The organism is Rhodanobacter sp. FW021-MT20, from assembly GCF_041107475.1.
Lineage (GTDB): Bacteria > Pseudomonadota > Gammaproteobacteria > Xanthomonadales > Rhodanobacteraceae > Rhodanobacter_A > Rhodanobacter_A glycinis.
The window spans coordinates 106,706-126,037 of record NZ_JBGBPX010000004.1 but is presented as its reverse complement, the minus strand read 5'-3'; the positions used below and the strand labels follow the sequence as shown (position 1 = coordinate 126,037).

Below are 19,332 nucleotides of genomic sequence, written 5' to 3'. Positions count from 1 at the left end.
ACCCGCTTTGCACGCCAGCCCGGGCAAACTGTAGCGACTGCCCTTTTTGCGAGAGGCCGATGACGATGCCTACTGACTCCACGGACCCGGCGACGTGGCCCCACGTACTCATCCTCGGCGGTGGTTTCGGTGGCATGAGTACGGCGCAAAGTCTCGCCGGCGCTCCGGTGCGGGTCACGCTGGTGGATCGGCACAACCATCATCTGTTCCAGCCGCTGCTTTACCAGGTCGCGACCGCCAGCCTCGCCGCGCCCTCGATCTCCGCCCCGTTGCGGCAGATCCTGCGACGCCAGCGCCACCTCACCGTCTTGCTGGACGAGGTGACCGGCATCGACCTGGCCGCGCGTCGGGTGACATGCGACCACGGCACGCTGGACTATGACCTGCTGGTCGTCGCCACCGGAGCCACCCATGCCTATTTCGGCCACGACGATTGGGCGCCGTTCGCGCCGGGGCTGAAGACCCTGGACGACGCCTTCCTGATTCGTCGGCGCGTGCTGATGGCATTCGAACAGGCCGAGCGCGAAGACGACCCGGCGCTGCGCCAGGCGTGGCTCAATTTCGTCGTGGTCGGTGGCGGCTCGACCGGCGTGGAACTGGCCGGCACCCTGATCGAACTGGCCCGCCACACCTTGCCGCGCGAGTTCCGCCGCAGCGACCCGCGCCAGGCCACGGTGCGCCTGATCGAATCCGGCCCACGGCTGTTGCCGGCCTTCGATCCGGTGTTGTCGGACAAGGCCCGCAAGCAACTCGAGCAACTCGGCGTGGAGGTGCGCACCGGCGATGCCGTTACCGCGATCGATGCCGAGGGGGTGAACATCGGCGAGCAACGGCTGGCCGCACGCACCGTATTGTGGGCCGCCGGCGTGGCAGCCTCGCCCATCGGCCGCCTGCTGGGCGCGCCGCTGGATCGCGCCGGACGCGTGCAGGTACAGCCCGATCTGACCCTGCCCGACCACCCGGAGGTTTTCGTCATCGGCGACCTGGCCGGTCTCAGGCAGACTCATGGCAAGCCGGTACCCGGCGTGGCCCCGGCGGCCAAGCAGATGGGCCAATACGTGGCGGCGGCGATCCGTTCCCGCCTGAAAGGCAAACACGACGCCAAACCGTTTCGCTATCGTGACGACGGCTCGCTGGCGACCATCGGGCGCATGGCGGCCGTGGCGCAGTTCGGCCGGCTGAAGCTGTCCGGCCTGGCCGCCTGGACCGTGTGGCTGCTCGCCCACATCGCATTCCTGATCGGCTTCCGCAACCGGCTGGTGGTGATGCTGGACTGGGCCTGGGCTTACTGGACGCACCAGCGGCATGCGCGAATCATCGTGAGCGAGGACCAGCGCACAGACGCGGACTGATTGATTCCGGGGGCCCTCAGCGCAAGCAGCGCCACGGAATCCACACCATGAAAAGCAAACGGCCCGCACAGGCGGGCCGTTGCAGTCACTTGTGGTGATGTCGACACTCAGGCCGCGAACAAGCCACGCATCTTCTTCATCGCATTGGCCTCGACCTGACGGATGCGTTCGGCGGAAACGCCGTACTCGTCAGCCAGATCCTGCAGCGTGGCCTTGTTGTCTTCGCTCAACCAGCGGCGCTGGATGATGTCGCGTGAGCGATCGTCCAGCTTCTGCAGCGCGTTCGACAGCGTTTCCATGCGGTTGTCGACCTGGTCGGCATCGGCCACGTTGTCGTACGGGTCGGCGCCGTCGTCGATCAGGAACGCCGCCGGTGCCGGCTTGGCGTCGTCGTCGGCATCCACCGGCGCTTCGAAGCCGATGTCACGGCCCGACAGGCGCGATTCCATCTCGCGCACGGTCGCTTCCGGCACGCCCAGATCCTTCGCCACCACGCGCACTTCCTCGGCGTTCATCCAGCCCAGGCGCTTCTTGCTCTTGCGCAGGTTGAAGAACAGCTTGCGCTGCGCCTTGGTGGTGGCCACCTTGACGATGCGCCAGTTGCGCAGGATGAATTCGTGCATCTCGGCGCGGATCCAGTGCACCGCGAAGCTGACCAGGCGCACGCCCTGATCCGGGTCGAAACGCTTCACCGCCTTCATCAGACCGATGTTGCCTTCCTGGATCAGGTCGGCCAACTGCAGGCCGTAGCCCGAATAGCCACGTGCCACGTGGACCACGAAACGCAGGTGCGACATCACCAGCTTCTTTGCCGAAGCCAGGTCTTCGTCCTCGTTGTAGCGACGCGACAGCGACTGCTCCTCGTCCTGACTGAGCACGGGGATGCGATGGACCGCCGAAATATAGGCATCCAGACTGCCGACGACGCTGGGCACCGGCAGATTGGCGGTCACCAAGGCTTGAGACATGTTGGAACCTCCTGAATGAGGGATCAGCTTAGCACTCTGGTACTTGGAGTGCTAAAGATGCCATAGGTTCCGTGGGGAACCCGTCAAATTTAATAAACCGTATAGTACAGAAATAATCCCGGCTTGTCCATACTGGCGGGACTCCCGGCGGCCGGCATGGCCCGTTTGGCAGGGTGGCGCACCACAGGCTCGTCCTCAATCATGCAGTTCGCTGCCCCGGGCGCCGCGGTTACAGCTGACCACGGCGGAACATGCCAAGCAACGTGCCCACGTTTCCCCGTACAAGTCCGGCTGACTACAATGCCTCGACACATTTCATTCATAGCCTGAACTGCCGGGGGAATTCTCTTGATCATCTGTGTCCCCAACGTGTTGGCCGCCGACGAGCTCGGCACGATACGCAAGGAACTGGAGCACGCACCGTTCGTCGACGGCGCCACTACCGCCGGCTGGTCGGCCCGCGAGGTGAAAAGAAACCAGCAGGTCGATCCCCGCAGCGATAGCCATGGCCGGATGGCCGACATCATGCGCAACGCCTTCCTGCGCAACGGACTGCTGCAGGCAGCCCTGTTGCCGGCGGCAACCACCATGGCGATGTTCAACCGCTACGGCACGGGCATGCAGTACGGGCCGCATGTCGACACCGCCGTGATGGGTGGCATGGGCAGCGCCGTACGCAGCGACATCGCGATCACGCTGTTCCTGTCCGACCCGGAAAGCTACGACGGTGGCGAACTGGTGGTGCACACCAGCGGCATGGAATACGAGTTCAAGCTGAAAGCCGGCGAGGCCATCGCCTACCCCGCCAATACGCTGCATCACGTCAAGCCGGTGACCCGGGGCGTGCGCCAGGCCGGCATCATGTGGGTACAGAGCCTGGTGCGCGATCCGGCCCGGCGCGAACTGCTGTGGGATCTGGAAAGCGCCAAGCGCCAGATCTTCGGCAAGGAAGGCAAGACCGAGACCTTCGATGCCATCAGCCGCTCGCACGCGAACCTGCTGCGCATGTGGGCCGACGTCATCTAGTTCGCCTCGAAACGTGCTTTACCCCAACGCCGCGCGCGGCGGCAGCGACCAGTCGATGGGCGCCAGCCCGCGGCTTTCGAGGTACTGGTTGGCGGCGGAGAAATGGCCGCAGCCGATGAAGCCGCGATGGGCAGACAGCGGCGAGGGGTGGACGGACGTCAGCACGCAGTGGCGCTGGCGATCGATCAGCTGGCCCTTGCGCTGCGCGTAGCTGCCCCAGAGCAGGAACACGATGCCCTCGCGCTCGCGATTGAGCGCATCGATGGCCGCGTCGGTGAAACCCTCCCAGCCCTTGCCCTGATGTGCGGCAGCGCGGCCCTGTTCCACCGTCAGCACGCTGTTGAGCAGCAGCACGCCGCGCTCGGCCCACGGTGTCAGGCAGCCATGGTCGGGCGGGGACAGGCCGGGATCACGGGCGATCTCCTTGAAGATGTTCTGCAGCGACGGTGGCGGCCGCACGCCCGGACGCACCGAAAAGCACAGCCCGTGGGCCTGGCCCGGGCCGTGGTACGGGTCCTGGCCCAGGATCACCACGCGCACCGCGTCGAACGGGGTGTGCGCGAAGGCCGCGAAGATTTCCGGGCCGGGCGGATAGATCACCTTGCCGGCGCGTTTCTCCGCGCGCAGGAAATCGGCCAGCGCGCGCATCTCGGGACGTTCCAGGTAAGCACCGATGCGCGCCTTCCACGATGGTTCCAGCTGGATGTGCTCGCCGCTCATGCCGCCGCGTCGTGACCGCGCAGGTGTTGCGCCACGCGCAACTGGAACAACAGCTTGGTGATCAGCAGTTTTTCTTCCACCGGCTTCTCCACCAGATCGTTGGCGCCCGCTCTGAGCAGGGCGGCCTGGTTGGCCGGGTTCTCGTCGCCGGTCATCACCAGCACCGGCAACTTGCCCTTGCCGTAGTGGAACTGGTTGCGTATCTGATCGAGCAGGTCGCCGCCGGTCAGTTCGCCCTTCAGGCTGACATCGGTGAGCACCACGTCGGCGCCCACCTGGCCTTGCGCGCGCTCGGTTTCCAGCAGTGCCAGCGCGTCTTCCACGCTGACCACGTGGCGCACGGTGAGACCGATCTTCTCCAGCATGCGACGGGTCGCCAGCGCCACCACGCGGCTGTCCTCGACGTACAGCACGGTGCCCTCGGCGGCGCTTTCCGGACGCACGTAGCCGCGGATGAACTCGGCCAGCGCCTTGAAGCCCAGCGACTTGTCGAAATAGTCGGTGACGTCCTCACCCAGCGAACGCTGGTGCAGGCGCGCATCGACATCGCCGGATACCACCACGATCGGCACGTAGATCTGCGGCGCCGATTCGCGCACGTAATGGGCCAGCTCCAGCCCGTCCATGTCGGGCAGGCGCAGTGCAATGGTGATGAAATCGAACACCCCGCCTTCGAGCAGGCGCTGTGCCTCGGCCCCGGTGCCGCAGTCGACGACTTCGGCCTCCGGCAGCTCGGCGCGCAACACGCGCGCAATCAACTGGCGCACCACCTTGGAGCCATCGACCACCAGCACGCGCGGCGCGGCGCTGGCGAGGCGATTGCTGATACTTCCACTCATCCCCTGTCCACCTGCTTGTACGGACGTCCGTGACGGTACGTCGTGTGGCGCCCTCCCGGCGCCACGGGCCCATGGGCTGCAAACCCGGGGGCCGTGAAGATGCCGCGCGTCGATCCCACGGCGCGGCGGCTTGTGTTCATGCCGCCCGGCGCAATTGCCATGCGCTGACCAGGCGCGCACCGAGCCAACCCAGTACGGCAGCGGCCAGCGGCACGGCCAGCAGCAGCGATGGCGGCAACCCGCCAATGCGCAGTTTGCCAGCATAGGCCTGGCTCAACTGTGCCACCGGTCCGAGCAGCGACCATTCGACCAGCAACGCCAGCAGTAATGCCAGCACGCCGCTGAACAAACCGTACCAGATGCCGGCATACAGATAGGGCCGGCGCACGAAGGCGCGGCTGGCGCCGACCAGCATCAGCACGCCGATTTCCTCGGCGCGGCTGGCGATGTCCACCCGCACCGTATTGCCCACCACCAGCAGCGCGGCCAGTGCAAGCAAACCGGCCAGCAGCAGCACGATGCGATCGCCCACGCCAAGCAGGGCATCGAGCCGCTGTCGCCAGCTGCCGCTGTCCTGCACCGTGTCCACGCCATGCAGACCGCGCAGGTCGGTCGCCAGGCGGTCGATCGTGGCCGCGTCGAGGCCATCTTTCGGTTGCACCTGCAGCACGTAGGGCAGCGGATTGTCATCCAGCACATGCAGCGCGTCGGAGAAGCCCTGCATCTTGGCCAGTTCGTCCATGCCCTGCTGCGGTGTCTTCAGCGTCACCGTGGCGACATCGTTGCGCTCGCCGACCTGTTTGGCCAGCAGCTGCGCCACGCTGCCGGGTTGCCCCGGCTGCAGGAACACACTGATCGCGGGATTGCGCCCCAACGCGTCACCAAGATGCTGCACGTTGCCCAGCAGCAGGTAGAAAGTCAGCGGCAAGGCCAGCGCCAGACCCATCACCGCCACGGTCAGCAAGGTGCCGAACGGACGCGAGCCCAATCGGCGCAGGCTGGCCACGGCGCTCCAGACATGGTGTTCGCGCCAGCTGGCGAAAGGTCGCGCACGGGTATGGTGGCTGCGCTCGGCCGCCTCGGACGATTCGGCCTCGGGTTTTTCGATGGGCGCGTTCACAGCACCTCCTCGGCGGCAACGTCCGCCACCAGCCGGCCGTGATCGAGCACCACCACGCGCTTCCGGATGCGCTTGATCAGCGGCAAGTCGTGGCTGGCGACCAGCACGGTGGTGCCGACCTGCTGGAACTCGGCGAACAATTCCATGATTTCCACCGCCAGTTGCGGATCAAGGTTGCCGGTCGGCTCGTCGGCGATCAGCAATGTCGGCCGACCGACGATGGCGCGGGCAATGCCGACGCGTTGCTGTTCACCAGTGGACAGCGAATCGGGCAACTGGCGCTCGTAATCGAGCAGGCCCACCTTCTCCAGCGCGGCGCGCACGCGGCGGCGGCGTTCGACCGGCGCCACGCCACCGATCACCAGCGGCAACTCGACATTGGCGAATACGGTGCGATCCATCAGCAGGCGATGATCCTGGAAGACCATGCCGATGCGCCGACGCAATTTCGGGATGCCGCCGCGATGGATCTTCGCCAGCGGCTGGCCATCCAGCACGATGTGGCCGTGCGAGGGGCGCTCGATCAACGCCAGCAGCTTGAGCAGGGTGCTCTTGCCGGCGCCGGAATGGCCGGTGACAAAGGCCATCTCGCCTTCCTTCACCTCGAAGGAAAGTTGCGACAGCGCCTCGTGGCCGCTCTCGTACCGCTTGCTTACCTGATCGAAGCGAATCACCGCGTGCCCCCGAAGCTCAGTCCACACCGGCGCCAAGGATACGGGAGCGCGCATGAAACAAGAACCGATATGCGTCGCTTCGGTCGTGTGGAGTCAGCCGGCGTGCACCTTCTTCCGGATCGGGAAGAAGGTGCCAACCGCTCAGCGGCCGGTAAACAGGCGGCTGAGGCGACGGAACAGGCTCGGCTTCTTCGGTGCTGCCGCGACGGCGGCCTGCGTGGCTACCTGCCGCGACGGACGATGGCCGGCTTCGCCATTCGTCCGCTCGCGCGGCGGCCGCTCGGTCCGGGCAGAGCGATTGCCACTGCGCTCGGTTTTGGAGGCCGACTCGCTGGTGACGGCATTCTCGGCACCATTCGCCGGTGCACCTTCGCCGTTGCGACGGCGACCGCGACCACCACGACGGCGGCGCCGCTTCGGCGCCCCTTCCGCGGCAGGCGTTTCGCCACCGGCCGGCGTCGCGGCAGCAGCGGGCGCGGCCACCGCCACTTCGGCCGCCTCGACCGATGCGACCGGGCGCGGCTTGCGTTCGGAGGACGGACGCGGACCGCGTTCGCCATTGCGGCCACCGCTGCTGCGACTGTCGCCACGGCCGCCGCTGCGACGCTCGCCATGGCGCGACGGCTTCTTCTCGTCGCCACGTGCTTCCACCTTGTCGCCGAACGCGGCGCTGTCGGCCGCGGCGGCGGCGACGAACTCCGGGTCGATCGCGTGCGGCTTCGGCATCACCAGCATGTCCGGCTCGATCGTGGCGACCGGGATCTTCTGGCCGATGTATTCCTCGATCTCGGGCAGGCTCATCGCGTACAGGTCGCAGGCGAAGCTGATCGCATCACCCTCGGCGCCCAGCCGCGCGGTACGGCCGATGCGATGCACGTAATCCTCGGCATCCTGCGGCAGGTCGTAGTTGAAGACATGGCTGACCGCGGGAATGTGCAGGCCGCGCGCGGCCACGTCGGTGCAGACCAGCATCTCGAGCTGGCTGTCCTGGAAGCGCTGCAGCAACTTCTGGCGCTTGAGCTGCGGCACGTCGCCGGACAGCGCGCCGGCGCGGTAGCCCTGCCGCTTGACGCGATCGGTGATGCGCTCGGCGGCGGCCTTGGTGTTGACGAAAACGATGCTGCGGCTGGGCTTTTCGCGCTCCAGCAGGTTCATCAGCAGCGGCATCTTCTCTTCCTTGGCCGGGAAGTAGACCACCTGGCGCACCTTGTCGGCGGTGACGTTGTCGGTCTCCACCACCAGCTTCTCGGCCTCGTGCATGTGCTCGTAGGCCAGTTCCAGCACGCGATGGCTCAGCGTGGCGGAGAACAGCAGCACCTGGCGCTGCTCGCGCGCCGGCAGGCGGCGGAAGATGAAGCGCACGTCCTTGATGAAGCCGAGGTCGAACATGCGGTCGGCCTCGTCGACCACCATCACCTCGACGCCGTTGAATCCGAACACGTCCTGCTTGTGGTAATCGAGCAGGCGGCCCGGGGTGGCGATGATGATGTCGCAGCCGTCCTTGAGCTGCTGGCGCTGCTTGTCGTAATCGACGCCGCCGTAGATCAGCGCGGTGCGCAGGCCGGTATGGGCGCCGATGGCGCGGGCATCCTTGTCGATCTGGATGGCCAGCTCACGGGTCGGCGCGATCACCAGCGCACGCGGATCGGAATCCCGGCGCTCGGCCACGGCCGGCGTGGTCAGCAGGCGGTTCATCAGCGCGACCAGGAAGGCGCAGGTCTTGCCGGTGCCGGTCTGGGCCTGGCCAGCGACGTCACGACCGGCCAGCGCCACCGGCAGGGTCAGTTCCTGGATGGGCGTGCAGCGGGTGAAGCCGGCTTCGTCCAGGCCTTGCTGCAGCAGCGGATGAAGGTTGAAGTTGGCGAAAAAGGTATCGGTGAGTACGGTTTGTGACATTTAAGTAGGCATGCGTAAGGCGGGGGGCCGCCAAGGCGGCCGGCCCGGTTCGCGGGTCGGATGATCCGGAACGGGTGGATGGATGCAACACGGCGCGGCGCGGGCCCCCCCGGCCCTCGAAAGGCTCTGGTGGAGGTGTCCGCTACGACCGCAGGCGGTGTCGCACGACGAAGGCAGATCCCGCGTCGGTCCCGCTGGCATTGGCGAAGGGGCTCAAGCCCAGCCGCCTCGCCAATGTCAACGGAACCTTCCGCTGCTGCCCAGGGAACTTGCCGGGTTTTGACTGGCAGGCTCCTTGAATCTCTTGAATCGCGCCCCGAGTTACGCTGGAATGGAAACCTGCCGCAAGGGCAATCCCATGTACGAGAATACGGCTCGTCCGGCGCAACTTGGGCGCCTGAGTGTAGCCGATGCCGGCCGCGCGGTCGTCATTTACCCCCTACGCCATCCACGGAGACCCCGATGAGCGACCTGATTACCCATGTGAGCGACGACGCCTTCGAGGCCGAAGTGCTGCAGTCCGACACCCCCGTGCTGCTCGATTTCTGGGCCGAATGGTGCGGCCCGTGCAAGGCCATCGCGCCGATCCTCGACGAGCTGGCCACCCAGTACCAGGGCAAGCTGCGCATCGCCAAGATCAACATCGACGACAACCAGAAGACGCCCCGCACCTACGGCGTGCGCGGCATTCCCACCCTGATGGTGTTCAAGAACGGCAAGGTCGAGGCCACCCAGATCGGTGCCGTCAGCAAGGGCCAACTGGCCCAGATGATCGACAAAACGCTCTGATCCATCCGCTGAAATAGCCGCACCTCCCCGCCGCCGCGCTTTACGGCGCCGCGCGGCGGGTGTTAGATTCGTCCAGACCGTCGGGACTGTCCTGTCCCCCGCGCGACCCGCGCGACGCTCAACACCCTCCTTCCTGTACCAACGGCGCCCCACGAGGTTTGCCCGTGTCCGATATCGAAAGCAAAGACCCGACCGACGCCAAGCGCGCCGATACCAAGCCGGCCGCCGAGCCGCGAGCCCGCGCACCACGCAAGAAAGTCGACAAGTCGGCCGACAAGCCTGTGCAGGCCAGCCTGCCGGTGGACGCACCCGCTCCCGCTCCCGCACCCGCCGCGCCCGCACCGACGCCGGCCCCAGCGCCGACGCCTGCACCCGCGCCAGCTCCGGCTGCCGACAGCCCGTCGCCCGCCAGTGGCGAGGCGAATGCACCGCGCCAGAGCGAAGGCAGCCCGTCCGCGCCCGCCCAGGGCAACGGCAATAACGGCAATAACGGCGGCAACGGTGGCGGCAACAACAATCGCAACGAACGTGACGGCCGCGGTCGCCGCCGCCGCCATGAGCGCGGCCAGCGCCCCGGTGGCCAAGGTGGCGGTCAGGGCAACAACCATCCGCGCAACAATCCCAACGGCTTGCCGATGGACGACGACGAGAATGCCGATGCCGGCAGCAACGATCGTCTGATCAACCTCACCGAGCTCAAGCGCATGAAGGCGCCGCAGCTGCTGGAGTTCGCCGAGTCGCTGGGTATCCGCGAAGGCGTCGCCCGCCAGCGCAAGCAGGATGTGGTGTTCAACATCCTCAAGGCGCACGCCCGCTCCGGCGGCGGCATCTGGGCCGAGGGCGTGCTGGAAATCCTGCAGGATGGCTTCGGCTTCCTGCGCTCCGCCGACGAGTCCTACCTGGCCGGCCCGGACGACATCTACGTCTCGCCCAGCCAGATTCGCCGTTTCAACCTGCGCACCGGCGACTACATCACCGGCCGCGTGCGCCATCCGAAGGAAGGCGAGCGCTACTTCGCCATGCTCCGCGTCGACGACATCAACGGCGATCCGCCGGAGGCGTCGAAGAACAAGATGCTGTTCGAGAACCTCACCCCGCTGTTCCCGCGCACGGCTTTCAAGCTTGAGCGCGGCAACGGTTCGAGCGAGGACATCACCGGCCGCATCCTCGACCTGGTCGCGCCGATCGGCCGCGGCCAGCGCGGCCTGATCGTCTCCCAGCCGAAGTCCGGCAAGACGATGATGCTGCAGAACATCGCCCAGGCGATCAGCTACAACCACCCCGACGCGCACCTGATCATGCTGTTGATCGACGAGCGCCCGGAGGAAGTGACCGAAATCGCCCGCAGCGTGCGCGCCGAGGTCATCAGCTCCACCTTCGACGAGCCGGCCGTGCGCCACGTGCAGGTCGCCGAAATGGTGATCGAGCGGGCCAAGCGCCTGGTCGAGCACAAGAAGGACGTGGTGATCCTGCTCGACTCGATCACCCGCCTGGCGCGCGCCTACAACACCGTGGTGCCCAGCTCCGGCAAGGTGCTCACCGGTGGTGTCGACGCCAATGCACTGCAGCGTCCGAAGCGCTTCTTCGGCGCCGCCCGCAACGTCGAGGAAGGCGGCAGCCTGACCATCGTCGCCACCGCGCTGACCGACACCGGCAGCAAGATGGACGAGGTGATCTACGAAGAGTTCAAGGGCACCGGCAACATGGAAGTGCACCTGAGCCGCCGCATCTCCGAGAAGCGCGTCTACCCGGCGATCGACATCAACCGCTCCGGCACCCGCCGCGAGGACCTGCTGATCGAGCCGGACATGCTGGCCAAGATCTGGATCCTGCGCAAACTGCTGCACCCGATGGACGAGCTGGCAGCGATGGAGTTCATGCTCGACAAGATGAAGAACACCAAGTCCAACGACGAGTTCTTCAATTCGATGAAGCGCTGAGCACAAGCTCCCGTTTCGCCACGCAAGGCCGGCATCCCGCCGGCCTTGTCGTTTCCGGAGCATGGAATCGTCGGCCGCAAGCCGCTGGCAGGTTGTCGGACTTTGGCTGGTCGGGCTGCTAGCATTTCCATCCCCGGCCCACGACGGTTCCCCCATGCGCATCCTGCTTGTCGAAGACGACTCCTTGGTGTCCGATGCCATCACCCGCGGCCTCTCGGTCGAGGGTTACGTGGTCGACGCGGTCGCCACCGCCGAGGCGGCACCGGCCCGACTGGCGGCGGCGCACTACGACCTGGCCATCGTCGATCTCGGCCTGCCCGGCATGGACGGTTTCGACCTGGTGCGACGCCTGCGCAACGAGGGCAATCCGTTGCCCTTGCTGATCGTCACCGCCCGCGACGGCCTGGACGATCGCGTCAGTGCGCTCGACCTCGGCGCCGACGACTACCTGACCAAACCGTTCGCCCTGCCCGAATTGGCTGCGCGTTGCCGCGCGCTGACCCGCCGCGCCGGCGTGGCCGGTTCGAACGAATTGAACGTGGGCGCGCTGCGCATCGACCTGGCCGGCAAGCGCGTGCTTGGCGCCGGCGGCAAGACCCTGGACCTGACCCGGCGCGAATGGTCGATCCTCGAATGCCTGAGCCTGCATAGCGGCCGCGTGGTAAGCAAGGATCGCCTGATGCAGGCCATCGTCGGCTGGGAAGAGGAAATCTCCGGCAACGCGATCGAGGTGCATGTCTCGCGACTGCGTTCCAAGCTCGGCGCGGATGCCACGGTGCGCAGCATCCGCGGCCTCGGCTACCGCCTTGAAGACGCCTGAGCCACGCCGCGCGCACAGCATTCGCGGCCGCCTGCTCGGCTATCTGCTGCTGCCCTTGCTGCTGCTGGTGGCAGCCGGCTTCTGGATCGACCACCACACCCTGGTGATGCCGGTCTATGCCGCGTTCGATCGTTCGCTGTCGCGCACCGCCACCGAGATCGCCGCGCACATCGAGCAACAACCGGATGGCCAGCTGAAAGTCCGTTGGCCGGAGCCGCCGGGAGCTTCGCGCGGTTTCGGAAGGCACCCGCCGCCGCGACTCACTTGGCATGGTCCATCGCACCGACCACCATCTCCGGGCTTTGCCGCCCCCTCCTTCGCGCACCACGCCCCACCGCCGCACTTCCACCCGCACGAGACCTTCCTGTTCCGGGTCAGTCGTGCCGATGGCAGCACCATCGCCGGCAATGCCGATCTGGTAGCCGCCCCGATCCAACACAACAACCTCGGCTATCGCAACGCCGACTATCACGGTACGCCGGTGCGCGCAGTCAGCTTGCGCACCACGGTGGCCGGCGAGGCGCTGCTGGTCACGGCCGCCGAAACCATGCACTGGCGCGACCGCGTGGTGCATCGACTGGACACCATCATCGGCCTCGGCGACAGCCTGCAGCTGCTGCTGGTGCTGGCCATTTCCATGCTCGGCATCACCGTGGCACTGCGACCGCTGCGCCGGCTGCGCGAGCAGATCGCCAGCCAGTCGCCGGAAAAACTCAAACCGCTGCCAACCGCCCCGATACCCGGCGAAGTGCGCCCGCTGGTCGACTCGCTCAACACCTTGCTGATGACGGTGCGCGACTCGGCGCAATCGCAGCAGCACTTCCTGACCAATGCCGCACACCAGCTGCGCACGCCGCTGACCGGGCTCAAGGCCCAGCTCGAAGTGCTGGCCCGCGAGAATGCCGGCGGCCCGCAACAAGCCCGCATTGCCGCACTGCAGGGCGGCATCGATCGCCTTGCGCATACCGCCAACCAGTTGCTGGCACTGGCCCGCGCCGAACCCTCCGCACACCGCGCCAGCGACTTCACACCGCTGGCGCTGCCCGAACTGGTCGGCGCCGTGGTGTCGACGTTGCTCGACCGGTCACTGGTGGCCGATGTCGATCTGGGCGCCGACTGCCAGCCGGCCGAGGTCGAGGGCATTCACTGGCTGCTGCACGAATTGCTGGTGAACCTGGTCGACAATGCGATCCGGCACACGCCGCCCGGCGGCCAGGTCACGGTGCGCTGCGGCACCACCGAGGGGCTGGCCTATCTGGAAGTGGAGGACGACGGCCCCGGGATCCCGCCGGACCTGCGCCAGCGGGTGCGCGAGCGCTTCTACCACGCCGGCGGCAATGGCCAGGGCAGCGGCCTGGGACTGTCCATCGTCGAGGAGATTGCCCGCACCCATCGAGGTCGGCTGCTGATCCTGGACGGCTCGACCGGTGGCGCACGCATGCGCGTCGAATTCCCGGCCGCCGGCTGATCCCGGTCAGGGGAGACGACGGCCCGCCGGTGGTACTTTGAATCGATCCTGACCGCCCCCACTGTGTCAGCCTCCCCGACGAGGATTCCCCGTGTCCATACCCAGTGCCGTCAAGCGCACCCCGATCAGCAGCCGCCAGCAACTCGTCGACTACATCGCCGCGGGCGAGAAGCCGCGCGAGGCGTGGCGTATCGGCACCGAGCACGAAAAGTTCGGCTTCCGCACCGACGACTTGCGGCCGCCCACCTTCGAGGGCGAGCGCGGCATCAAGGTGCTGCTGGAAACGCTGGCCAGCCGCTACGGCTGGGACGTGGCGCGCGAAGGCGAGAATCCGGTCGCGCTGTCGCGCAAGGGCGCCTCGATCACGCTGGAACCGGCCGGCCAGCTGGAACTGTCCGGCGCGATGCTGGAAACGATCCACCAGACCTGTTGCGAGGTGAACTCGCACCTCAAGGACGTGCGCTCGGTCGCCGATGAACTCGGCCTCGGCTTCCTCGGCATGGGCTTCCAGCCGAAATGGCGTCGCGACGAAATGCCATGGATGCCCAAGGGCCGCTACAAGATCATGCGCGAATACATGCCCAAGGTCGGCTCGCTCGGCCTGGACATGATGACGCGCACCTGCACCGTGCAGGTGAACCTGGATTTCGAAAGCGAAGCGGACATGGTGAAGAAATTCCGCACCAGCCTCGCCTTGCAGCCGATCGCCACCGCGCTGTTCGCCGATTCGCCGTTCACCGAAGGCAAGCCCAACGGTTACCAGTCGTATCGCTCGCACATCTGGGAAGACACCGACGCCGACCGCACCGGCATGCTCGATTTCGTGTTCGACGACGGCTTCGGCTACGAGCGCTACATCGACTACATCCTCGACGTGCCGATGTACTTCAGCCTGCAGAACGGCCAGTACCTCGACCTTGCCGGACAGGATTTCAAGAAGTTCATGGCCGGCGAGTTGCCCGCCCTGCCCGGCACCCACGCCACCATGACGGATTTCGCCGATCACCTCACCACCGCGTTTCCCGAGGTGCGCCTGAAGCAGTACCTGGAAATGCGCGGTGCCGACGGCGGCCCGTGGAACCGTTTGTGCGCGTTGCCCGCGCTGTGGGTCGGCCTGCTCTACGACGACGAGGCACTGGATGCCGCCTGGAACCTGGTCAAGGACTTCACCCGCACCGAACGCCACGCCCTGCGCGACGGCGTGCCGAAACAGGCACTGAAACTGCCGTTCCGTCACGGCAGCGTGCGCGACCTCGCCCGCGAAACATTGAAGATTGCCGCGCACGGGCTGAAGCGCCGCGCCCGCCTCAACCAGCACGGCGCCGACGAGAGCATCTTCCTCGAACCGCTGATCGAAATCGTCGAAGCCAACCAGACCCCGGCCGAACGCAAGCTGGAACTGTTCCACGGCGCCTGGGGCGGCAGCGTGGATCCGGTGTTCAAAGAGTTCGCGTACTAGCGAGCGCGCAGGAGCGCACCCTGTGCGCGATGCTCTTGGCGGCGTAACGAAGAGCATCGCGCACAGGGTGCGCTCCTACAGAAATTCCTAGCAGACCCAAGAAAAAGGCCGGCATTGCCGGCCTTCTTCTTGTCATCGGGCGAAACGTTTTATTTCTTCGGCGCAGCCTTCAAGCCACGATCGATCAGCATGGGCTGGATGCTCGGTTCCTGGCCGCGCCAGTCCTTGTACATCTTGGCCAGGTCTTCGGTGTTGCCGCGCGAGAGGACCATGTTGCGGAAGCGGTCGCCGTTGGCGCGGGTCAGGCCGCCGTTGTCCTTGAAGTCCTCGAAGGCGTCGTCGGCGAGCATCTCGGTCCACAGGTAGGCGTAGTAGCCTGCGGCGTAGCCGTTGCCCCAGATGTGCTGGAAATAGCTGGAACGATAACGCGGCGGCACGTAGCTGAGGTCCACGCCGTCCTTCTTCAGCGATTCGGCCTCGAACTTGTCGGCATCCTGCTTCGGCGCGCTGGCCGGCAGCATGTGCCAGTTCATGTCCAGCAGGGCGGCCGAGACCAGCTCGGTCATGTCGTAGCCCTTGTTGAACATGCCAGCCTTCTTCATCTTCTCGACCAGTTCCTTGGGCATCGGCTTGCCGGTCTTGTAGTTCGTCGCGTAGTGCGCGAACACCTTCGGGTTGGTCGCCCAGTGCTCGTTGAACTGCGAGGGGAACTCGACGAAGTCGCGCGCCGTGTTGGTACCGGACAGGGTCGGGTATTCCTCGTCGGCGAACATGCCGTTCAGGGCGTGGCCGAACTCGTGGAACATGGTGATCACATCATCCATCGACAGCAGCGCGGGCTGGCCCGGTGCCGGCTTGGTGAAGTTGGCGACGTTGTAGATGACCGGCTTGGTGCCGAGCAGCTTGGACTGGCCGACGAAGTTGTCCATCCAGGCGCCGCCGCCCTTGTTGTCGCGCTTGAAGTAGTCGCAATAGAACAGCGCCAGCGGCTTGCCGTCCTTGTCGTCCACCTCGAACACGCGCACGTCCGGCTGGTACACCGGGATGTCCTTGCGCTCCTTGAAGGTCAGCCCGTAAAGCTGGTTGGCGGCGTAGAACACGCCGTTCTGGAGCACGTTGTTCAGCTCGAAATACGGCTTGATCTGGTTCTCGTCCAGGTCGTACTTCGCCTTGCGCACCTGCTCGGCGTAGAACTCCCAATCCCACGGCTGCAGCTTGAAGGTCGGCTGGTGCAGCTTGGCCTGGTCCTGGTCGATCTGCTTCTGGATGTCGGCCGCCTCGGTCTTGGCACGCGCCACTGCGGCGGGCGTGAGCTGGGCCATGAACTTCATCACCGTGGCGGGATTCTTCGCCATCTGGTCATCGAGCTTCCACGCGGCATAGTTCGGGTAGCCGAGCAACTGGGCTTCCTGCGCGCGGATCTGGGCGAGGCGCTCGATGGTGTCGCGGGTGTCGTCGGCACCGCCCTTCTCGGCACGGTTCCACGAGGCTTCGTACAACGCCTTGCGGGTGTCGCGATCGCTGAGGTCACGCAACTCCGGCTGCTGCGTGGTGTTCTGCAGCGGGATCACCCACTTGCCGTCCAGCCCGCGCGCCTTGGCGGCCTGCGCCGCGGCGTCGATCTCGGCATCGGACAGGCCGGCCAGCTTGGACTTGTCGTCCACCACCAGCGCGCCGTCCTTGGTGGCGGCCAGCAGCTTGTTGGTGAACTGGGTGCTGAGCGTGGAGGCTTCCTGGTTCATCGCCTTGAGCTTGGCCTTGTCCGCGTCGGACAGCTTGGCGCCGGCATGCACGAAGTTCTTGTAGACCACTTCGACCAGTCGCTGCGATTCCGGATCGAGCTTCAGCGAATCGCGTTCGTCGTAGACCTTCTGGATGCGCTGGAACAGCTTGTCATTGAGGTAGATCGCGTCTTCGTGCGCGGCCAGCTTCGGCGCTTCGGTTTCCTGCACCTTCTGCAGCGCGTCGTCGGTGTTGGCGCCGGTGACGCCGTTGAACACCGCCATCACGCGAGTGAGCATCACGCCGGTCTTCTCCAGCGCCACATAGGTGTTCTCGAAGGTGGCCGGCTCGGGATTGTTAGCGATCTTGTCCACTTCGGCGAGCTGGCGCTTCATGCCTTCCTCGATCGCCGGCTGGTAGTCGCCGTCCTTGATCTTGTCGAACGGCGGCGCCTGGAACGGCAGCGTGCTGGCGGTGAAGAACGGGTTGGTGGCACTCACATCGGCCACCGGCGCAGCCGCCGTGGCGGCTTTGGCCGGCGCTGTGGCGGCCGGAGCCGGCGCGGTCTTCCCGGCGTCGTTGGTCGGCTGCGAACAGGCAGCAAGGGCGATCGAAGTGGCAATTACAAGCAGGCGCATGCGCGGCATGGACATTCCCCGGAATGGATGCGGCCGCGACATGCGGCCACGTAAGTCATGGCCGCCGACTGTACCCACAGCTGCCACATCTTCCAAGGGCGATTGCGCAAAAGCACGCCGCGGCAAAGGTCAGGCGTTGCGCACGTCCCGCAGCTGCCAATTCGCTCCGATCAGCCAGTTCAGGCGTTGGCGCAACAGGCTCATCGGCAGGCTGGTGAGCACTTCCACATCCACGTGCAGATCGGCCACATTCGCGCTGACCTGGGCTTGCGCGTCGGTCGCACCCAGCGTCGGATCGACGTCGTCCGGGTCGGCCTGCAGCGCGCGCCAGTGCTCGAACAGCACCGGACTGCGCAACGCCTCCTGCAGTGCCGCGGCGAAATCGCCGGGACCGGCACCGTCATAGCTCAGCGCCGGCTCGCTGCCGCGCGCGTGCGCCAGGTCATCGATGGAAAGGTAGTAACGGTTGCGACTGGCCATGGATCCTCCTTGTGATCGCCCCAGAATGCGTATATCCCGGCATGCTCCGCGTGAAATTCACCCCGCCAACGCCGTCAGGTCCAGGCTCGATGCCGCCTGCGCCGGCGCCACGCCATGCGCCAGGATGCCCAAGCACGGCGCGGGCAGCAGGTCGCGCAAGGTGGCGATGTTTTCATCCGGCGCATCCATCGACGGATCGATACGGTTGCCGACCCAGCCCAGCAGCGGACGCCCATCGGCCACGATCGCCTCGGCCGTCAGCAACGCATGGCTGAGGCAACCCAGCCGCAAACCCACCACCAGGATCACCGGCAATTGCCATGCCCTGGCGATATCCGAGGCGAACAGCCCCGGCGCCAGCGGCACGCGCCAGCCACCGACACCTTCCACCACTACTGCATCATGCTCGGCGCACAAGGCGTCGAAGGCCGCACGCAGCGGTGGCAGCGCGATGGTCACGCCTTCGTGCGCCGCTGCCAGGTGCGGCGACAACGGATCGCGCAGCGCCACCGGATTGACCCGCGCATATGGCAGCGGCGCGCTGCCGGCCGCCAGCAACGCCAGTGCATCTTCGTTGCGCAAGCCATCGGCCGTTTCCATGCAACCACTGGCCACCGGCTTCATGCCACAGGCCACCTGGCCGGCGGCGCGCAGTGCATGCAGCAGCGTGCAGGACGCATGGGTCTTGCCGATGCCGGTGTCGGTACCGGCGATGAAAAACGCGTGGGTCATCTCAACTCATTCCATGCTTGCGCTGGAAGCGCCTGGTCAACGGACCGATCAGAAACATCAGCACATACAGCCAGCCCGGCAACGACCACCACAGCGACGGAACCGTCAATGGCAGGGCCAGCGCCAGCAGCGCCGACAGCAGGCCCAGCACCGTCGGCACCATCCAGGTCAATTGCTCGCGCTGCGCGACCAGCGAACTCAGGCCCTCGCGTCGTTCGCAACGCGCGGCATGCCGGAACAGCAACGCCAGCGTGCCGGCCATGCAGGTGAACACCAGGCCATAGCAGACATACAGGACGCGCATCTTGGCCGACGTGTCGAGGACGAATTCGCTCGGCAGCGCACCCATGCTGAAGGCGTTGAACAAGCCCGCAAACATCATGTGCAGCGGATAGACGAAGATCAGCGCGAAGAACACCAGCAGCAGTGACAGGAACAATCCGCGTCCATCGGCTCGCAGGCAATGCTGGCGCCAGCGCACGTGACCATGCCAGAAGAACGCGATCATCGAAAAGCTCGCCGCGAACGCGGGAATGCCGCCGAGCATGTGCAGCAACTCGGCAGCGCTGGCCGGAATCGAATCACGGCCGATTACCAGCAAGGTCAGGGTGAACGCGAACGCGCCATCCACGAACATGTCCAGTCGTCCCGCCTCGATGCCTTCGCGATGTTCGACCAGGCTCATGCCG

17 protein-coding genes are annotated in these 19,332 nt (G+C 66.1%); 7 read left to right on the top strand and 10 right to left on the bottom strand.

The window, feature by feature from the left end:
• Positions 1-59 precede the first annotated feature (59 nt).
• Positions 60-1,352 (top strand): NAD(P)/FAD-dependent oxidoreductase, encoded by a 1,293-nt coding sequence (locus AB7849_RS07215; RefSeq protein WP_369500762.1) that lies wholly within the window; start codon positions 60-62, stop codon positions 1,350-1,352.
• Between the two features lie 107 nt (positions 1,353-1,459).
• Here AB7849_RS07215 and rpoH read toward each other — a convergent pair whose 3' ends face one another.
• Entirely contained in the window at positions 1,460-2,320 is an 861-nt protein-coding gene (rpoH, locus tag AB7849_RS07210; RefSeq protein ID WP_147626307.1) for an RNA polymerase sigma factor RpoH, read from the bottom strand.
• Positions 2,321-2,668: 348 nt separating this feature from the next.
• On the opposite strand from rpoH, the gene AB7849_RS07205 reads away from it, so the two are divergent.
• Positions 2,669-3,346, top strand: coding sequence for a Fe2+-dependent dioxygenase (locus AB7849_RS07205; protein ID WP_008208493.1), 678 nt, complete (start codon positions 2,669-2,671; stop codon positions 3,344-3,346).
• An 18-nt stretch (positions 3,347-3,364) separates the two neighbouring features.
• On the opposite strand, the gene ung is transcribed toward AB7849_RS07205, so the two are convergent.
• The 5 genes from ung to AB7849_RS07180 form a co-directional block, all read right to left on the bottom strand.
• Positions 3,365-4,066, bottom strand: coding sequence for a uracil-DNA glycosylase (ung, locus tag AB7849_RS07200; protein ID WP_008208492.1), 702 nt, complete (start codon positions 4,064-4,066; stop codon positions 3,365-3,367).
• On the bottom strand, positions 4,063-4,905 hold the full coding sequence (locus AB7849_RS07195; RefSeq protein ID WP_092702440.1) for a response regulator: 843 nt from the start codon (positions 4,903-4,905) through the stop codon (positions 4,063-4,065). The genes ung and AB7849_RS07195 overlap by 4 nt, the downstream gene beginning before the upstream one ends.
• 136 nt (positions 4,906-5,041) lie before the next feature.
• Positions 5,042-6,025, bottom strand: a complete 984-nt coding sequence (gene ftsX / locus AB7849_RS07190; protein ID WP_008208490.1) for a permease-like cell division protein FtsX — start codon at positions 6,023-6,025, stop codon at positions 5,042-5,044.
• Positions 6,022-6,753, bottom strand: a complete 732-nt coding sequence (gene ftsE / locus AB7849_RS07185) for a cell division ATP-binding protein FtsE (RefSeq protein ID WP_202799611.1) — start codon at positions 6,751-6,753, stop codon at positions 6,022-6,024. The genes ftsX and ftsE overlap by 4 nt, the downstream gene beginning before the upstream one ends.
• 87 nt (positions 6,754-6,840) lie before the next feature.
• Positions 6,841-8,595, bottom strand: a complete 1,755-nt coding sequence (locus AB7849_RS07180) for a DEAD/DEAH box helicase (RefSeq protein ID WP_369500760.1) — start codon at positions 8,593-8,595, stop codon at positions 6,841-6,843.
• A gap of 462 nt (positions 8,596-9,057) precedes the next feature.
• On the opposite strand from AB7849_RS07180, the gene trxA reads away from it, so the two are divergent.
• From trxA to AB7849_RS07155, 5 genes are all read left to right on the top strand, one after another.
• On the top strand, positions 9,058-9,384 hold the full coding sequence (trxA, locus tag AB7849_RS07175) for a thioredoxin TrxA (protein WP_008217218.1): 327 nt from the start codon (positions 9,058-9,060) through the stop codon (positions 9,382-9,384).
• Positions 9,385-9,548: 164 nt separating this feature from the next.
• Positions 9,549-11,324 (top strand): transcription termination factor Rho, encoded by a 1,776-nt coding sequence (rho, locus tag AB7849_RS07170; RefSeq protein ID WP_369500759.1) that lies wholly within the window; start codon positions 9,549-9,551, stop codon positions 11,322-11,324.
• Positions 11,325-11,478: 154 nt separating this feature from the next.
• Positions 11,479-12,144, top strand: a complete 666-nt coding sequence (locus AB7849_RS07165; RefSeq protein ID WP_008215920.1) for a response regulator — start codon at positions 11,479-11,481, stop codon at positions 12,142-12,144.
• Positions 12,131-13,612: a sensor histidine kinase gene (locus AB7849_RS07160; protein WP_369500758.1), complete on the top strand. Its 1,482-nt coding sequence runs from the start codon at positions 12,131-12,133 to the stop codon at positions 13,610-13,612. The genes AB7849_RS07165 and AB7849_RS07160 overlap by 14 nt, the downstream gene beginning before the upstream one ends.
• Before the next feature lie 91 nt (positions 13,613-13,703).
• Positions 13,704-15,071 carry a glutamate--cysteine ligase gene (locus AB7849_RS07155; RefSeq protein WP_008215925.1) on the top strand — a complete coding sequence of 456 codons (1,368 nt, stop codon included), beginning with the start codon at positions 13,704-13,706 and terminating at the stop codon, positions 15,069-15,071.
• 149 nt (positions 15,072-15,220) lie between these two features.
• Here the strand turns inward: AB7849_RS07155 and dcp are convergent, their stop codons facing one another.
• The 4 genes from dcp to AB7849_RS07135 all read right to left on the bottom strand — a co-directional run bounded on the left by dcp (position 15,221) and on the right by AB7849_RS07135 (position 19,328).
• Complete coding sequence (gene dcp / locus AB7849_RS07150) at positions 15,221-17,440, bottom strand: peptidyl-dipeptidase Dcp (RefSeq protein WP_037102143.1); 2,220 nt, start codon at positions 17,438-17,440, stop codon at positions 15,221-15,223.
• A 120-nt stretch (positions 17,441-17,560) separates the two neighbouring features.
• Positions 17,561-17,911, bottom strand: coding sequence for a hypothetical protein (locus AB7849_RS07145; protein ID WP_008215929.1), 351 nt, complete (start codon positions 17,909-17,911; stop codon positions 17,561-17,563).
• 57 nt (positions 17,912-17,968) lie between these two features.
• The gene (gene bioD, locus AB7849_RS07140) at positions 17,969-18,643 is read right to left on the bottom strand and encodes a dethiobiotin synthase (protein WP_008215931.1); all 675 of its coding nucleotides are present in this window, start codon (positions 18,641-18,643) and stop codon (positions 17,969-17,971) included.
• Between the two features lies 1 nt (position 18,644).
• Positions 18,645-19,328, bottom strand: a complete 684-nt coding sequence (locus AB7849_RS07135; RefSeq protein WP_008215933.1) for a TMEM175 family protein — start codon at positions 19,326-19,328, stop codon at positions 18,645-18,647.
• Positions 19,329-19,332: the final 4 nt, after the last annotated feature.

Bases quoted from the DNA above. Each gene is read 5' to 3' on its own strand.
- AB7849_RS07215 (WP_369500762.1), top strand. From the start codon at position 60: ATGACGATGCCTACTGACTCCACGGACCCGGCGACGTGGCCCCACGTA.
- rpoH (WP_147626307.1), bottom strand. From the start codon at position 2,320: ATGTCTCAAGCCTTGGTGACCGCCAATCTGCCGGTGCCCAGCGTCGTC.
- ung (WP_008208492.1), bottom strand. From the start codon at position 4,066: ATGAGCGGCGAGCACATCCAGCTGGAACCATCGTGGAAGGCGCGCATC.
- AB7849_RS07195 (WP_092702440.1), bottom strand. From the start codon at position 4,905: ATGAGTGGAAGTATCAGCAATCGCCTCGCCAGCGCCGCGCCGCGCGTG.
- ftsE (WP_202799611.1), bottom strand. From the start codon at position 6,753: ATGCGCGCTCCCGTATCCTTGGCGCCGGTGTGGACTGAGCTTCGGGGG.
- AB7849_RS07180 (WP_369500760.1), bottom strand. From the start codon at position 8,595: ATGTCACAAACCGTACTCACCGATACCTTTTTCGCCAACTTCAACCTT.
- trxA (WP_008217218.1), top strand. From the start codon at position 9,058: ATGAGCGACCTGATTACCCATGTGAGCGACGACGCCTTCGAGGCCGAA.
- AB7849_RS07165 (WP_008215920.1), top strand. From the start codon at position 11,479: ATGCGCATCCTGCTTGTCGAAGACGACTCCTTGGTGTCCGATGCCATC.
- dcp (WP_037102143.1), bottom strand. From the start codon at position 17,440: ATGCCGCGCATGCGCCTGCTTGTAATTGCCACTTCGATCGCCCTTGCT.
- AB7849_RS07145 (WP_008215929.1), bottom strand. From the start codon at position 17,911: ATGGCCAGTCGCAACCGTTACTACCTTTCCATCGATGACCTGGCGCAC.
- bioD (WP_008215931.1), bottom strand. From the start codon at position 18,643: ATGACCCACGCGTTTTTCATCGCCGGTACCGACACCGGCATCGGCAAG.
- AB7849_RS07135 (WP_008215933.1), bottom strand. From the start codon at position 19,328: ATGAGCCTGGTCGAACATCGCGAAGGCATCGAGGCGGGACGACTGGAC.